Raw genomic sequence first — 3599 nt, 5'->3', positions numbered from 1 at the left:
CCGCTACCGTCCGTCCGCTTCTAAAGTCGCCGGCAACATAGTTAGAGGGTCCGCGCCCGTCAAGCCACGGGCCGAACTTCAAACCCATGTATTTTTTATATTGAAATCAATATCTTAAGGAGGTGCGACATCGTGCCCGTCGCGGTTGGAGGCAAGCGCCCGGCGAATCCTTGCAACCAAGGCTCCCCAATTGCAAGCGCGCTGAGCCATTCGGACCACTCAGACGGTCTCGGCGAAACTGCCTCAACTCCAGCCGCCGCCATAGGTGCGGTAGAAGATATGCAGGCCGATCTTGGTCATCTTCTGCATGGTGCGCGCCCAGCCCGGATGCACGTAATTGGCATAGTAATGGGTCGAAGAGCCGACCTCCGGAATGAAGATCTTGCCGGCGGTCACCGCCATGGCGACGTCCTGAGCGGTCTTGTAGGCGACGGGATCGTTGACGCGCTTCTTGCGGCCGTCGCAGGCGAAGGAGAACTGGCAGCGGTTCAGCCAGTTGTCGTTCTGGTAGACGACGCCGCAGATCGACTTCGGATAGGCCGGGTTGCGGACGCGGTTGAGGATCACCTGGGCGACGGCGGCCTGGCCGCGCACGGATTCGCTGCGCGCCTCGAAATAGATGCCGTTGGCAAGGCAAGCCTGCTCCGGCTTGGAGAAGACGCTGGCCGGCAGCGGGTTCTGGATCCACCAGTGGTCGCCCTTGGCCATCGGCGGGATGAAGCGGCCGCTGTTCGGCTCCTCGTCCTGCAGCAGCGCCTCGAACGGCGAGGCCTTGGCATAGTCGGGCTCGGCCTGAGCATAGGCGGTGGCGAGCACGTCCGGCTTGTCGTTGTTGACGAGCGCCGCCAACATGGCCGGCACGGCTGGATCCGGCTTCTTGTCCTCGCGGATGTGGAAGGCCTGGGCGATCTGGATCTCCTTGCCCTTGATGCCTGGCTTGGCGAAGGCGAGTTTCAGGCCGCTGTCCATGCTCGGGCGAAGCAGCGAGGATGTGCGTTCGAAGATTGAGCCGGCGTTGAAGGCCTTTGGTGGCGCCACCGGCGAGATCTGGACGATGCGGCCCTTCTTGTCGGCGCGCACGATGCGGTCTTCGTCCGGCGTCGTGCCGGCCACATTGCCCTTGCCGCGAAAGGCGACCGCGCCGACGCCCGGCAGCTGCACGCCGGAGCCGGAGATGGAGCCGGTTGAGACGGAATCGACGAAGGGCATCTCGGCGGCGTGGACCGAGCCGGCGACGGATTTCTCGACATAGGCGTTCCAGCGGGCGTTCGGCGTCTCCAGACCAGAAACCAGGCTGGTCATGTCCTGATAGGCGACGACGGAAGGAAAGCCGACCCAGATACCGAGGCCAATAACGAACGGGGACAGGAAGGAACGCTTCTTCTCACCGGCGGCGGCGACCAGCCGCTTCAAGACACGTCGATGCACGGAACTCTCCAGAAACGCAACTGACCCTCTGGAGAGCCAAAATGATGCATTAACCTTGATGGGGCGTTAACGCCATCGATCGTGTTTTTTTGATGTTGGCCCGAAACAGGAGGTTTTTCGCCGCCGCTGCGCAGGCCGAAAATCAGGCTGGCCGCAGGAAGATCGGCCGGGCGATCAGCGCGCAGGCGGCGGCCGCCAGCCACACGCCGGGCCACGCCCAGAGATGCAGGAGCCCAGGAATGGCGATCGGCACCAGGCAGAAGCCGACGAAGACGAAGCTGTTGGCAAGGCTGAGCGCGGTTCCGACATGGCCGGGACCGGCGAGCGTGGCAAGCTCGGTGTAGGCGACGCCGTGCCAAGCGGAGACGGCGATGCCCGCAGCAACCAGTACGACGGCAAGCGCCATCATCATAGCCGGCTGGCCTGCGGCCGCGACGACCAGCAGCCAGAGGACCGCGAAGGCAAGCGTGCTTAGCGCGCAGCACAGCCTGAGGAATGGGCGGCGGTTGCCATGACGGTCGGTGAAGCGGCCGCTCCAGACGCGCATGACCATGGCGCCAGTCTGCACGGCGGCGAGGCTCAGGCTGGTCGCCATTGTCCCGACGCCGGCGAAATCGTGCAGGAACACCGACGCGAAGGTGAGCACCGCCACCTGCGGGAAGCAGAGCAGGCCGATGGCGATCGAGATGCGCCAGACCTCGACGTTGCGCAGCGGCGCCGGCCCGGCTGTCGCGGCGTCGGCATGACCGCCCGCTGCCGTTGGCGGCTCGTGCAACCAGCGCCAGGCAAAGAAGGCAGAGAGGGCGGAAACGGCTGCAAGCAGGCCGAAGACGGCGGTAAAGCCGAAGCCCAAGGCCAGCGAAGGCAGGACGAGCGCGCCGAGGCCGCCGCCCAGCGGCACCGCCGTCTGCCGGATGCTCATGGCAAAGCCGCGCTCGCCCTCCCGGAACCATCCCATGATGGCCCGGCCGCTGGAACCGTTGACGCTGCCGCCGAGCAGGCCGGCGACGAGCAGGCTTGCCGAGAGCAGCGAGACGCCCGGAATGGCACCCTTTGTCGGCACGACCAGCATAGCCATGACGAACAGCCATGCCGCCGTCGCGCCGAGCCCGGTCAACAGCACGCGGCGGTCGCCCCAGCGATCGGTGAGCACGCCCCAGGGCAGTTCGCTCAGCGCCACGCCCAATCCGAGAAGACCGAGCGCCAGTCCGAGCGAGGCATTGTCGAGTTGATAACCCTGGCGCATCACCACCGCGGTGGCCGGCACGCCGGAGAAGGTCGCGGAGAACCCGGCATTGGCCGCGACGCCGATGCCCAGCACCTTCCAGCGATGATTGGATCCGAAGGTTCGAGCGGCGGAGCCAGCCGTGGCTTTCGCAGGAGGCTGGCAGTCGGTGCGTGTGGCGATGGCGGACATGCGTTCATTCCCGTGACGGCCGGCTGACCGGCTTGACGGGTAGGATGTAGCGCCATAGCTTTATCTATAAAATCAGGAAGTTTTTGATATACAATCCTGAAAAGCAGGACAATAACATGCGACGCGTCACATTCGACCTCGACGTCCTCCGGAGCTTCGTCGCCGGGATGGAGCTGGGCAGCTTCGCCAGGGCCGCCGAAAGGCTTGGCCGTTCGACCTCCGCCGTTAGCGCGCAGCTGAAGAAGCTGGAGGAGCAGGCGGCCACCCCGATCTTCCGCAAATCGGGGCGCGGCCTGGCGCTGACCGAAGCCGGCGAAACCATGCTCGGCTATGCGCGGCGACTGCTCGAGCTTAACGACGAGGCGGCCGCCGCCATCCACGACGTCGAGCTGGAAGGCTGGGTGCGGCTAGGCCTGCAGGAGGATTTCGGCGAGGCGGTGCTGCCGGAGGTGCTGGGCCGCTTCGCCCGCGCCCATCCCAAGGTCAAGATAGAGGCGCGGATCGCGCGCAGCCATGAGCTTGCCGACCGGATCACCCAGGGCAGCCTCGACATCGCGCTTGCCTGGCACAATGGCGCGAGCCTGCCCTACAGCCGGCACGTCGCCGATGTTCAAATGCGCTGGATCGGGCCGGCAAAGCCGATCGAGGCCGGGCCGGGCAAGGACGACATCCTGCCGCTGGTGGCGCTGGAAGCGCCCTGCCTGCTGCGCACGATGGCGACCGAAACGCTCGACCGCGCCGGCCTGTCCTGGCG

Annotated in this window: 3 protein-coding genes; 1 reads left to right on the top strand and 2 read right to left on the bottom strand. The window is 65.7% G+C overall.

Going from position 1 to position 3599, the window contains the following annotated elements; translation table 11 throughout:
• Window positions 1-243 precede the first annotated feature (243 nt).
• Window positions 244-1428 (bottom strand): cell wall hydrolase, encoded by a 1185-nt coding sequence (locus EOA33_RS28140; RefSeq protein ID WP_127407131.1) that lies wholly within the window; start codon window positions 1426-1428, stop codon window positions 244-246.
• A gap of 142 nt (window positions 1429-1570) precedes the next feature.
• Window positions 1571-2845 (bottom strand): MFS transporter, encoded by a 1275-nt coding sequence (locus EOA33_RS28135; RefSeq protein WP_127407130.1) that lies wholly within the window; start codon window positions 2843-2845, stop codon window positions 1571-1573.
• A 116-nt stretch (window positions 2846-2961) separates the two neighbouring features.
• Here EOA33_RS28135 and EOA33_RS28130 point away from each other — a divergent pair.
• Window positions 2962-3599, top strand: a 638-nt coding sequence (locus EOA33_RS28130) for a LysR family transcriptional regulator (RefSeq protein ID WP_127407129.1), incomplete at its 3' end; no start/stop codon positions are given.

The organism is Mesorhizobium sp. M4A.F.Ca.ET.050.02.1.1, assembly GCF_003997725.1.
GTDB lineage: Bacteria > Pseudomonadota > Alphaproteobacteria > Rhizobiales > Rhizobiaceae > Mesorhizobium.
Note: the sequence above shows the minus strand (reverse complement) of the source record. Positions and strands in the feature narration are given on the sequence as shown.

Excerpts from the sequence above, each read along its gene's own strand:
- EOA33_RS28135 (WP_127407130.1), bottom strand. The coding sequence starts at position 2,845 with ATGTCCGCCATCGCCACACGCACCGACTGCCAGCCTCCTGCGAAAGCC.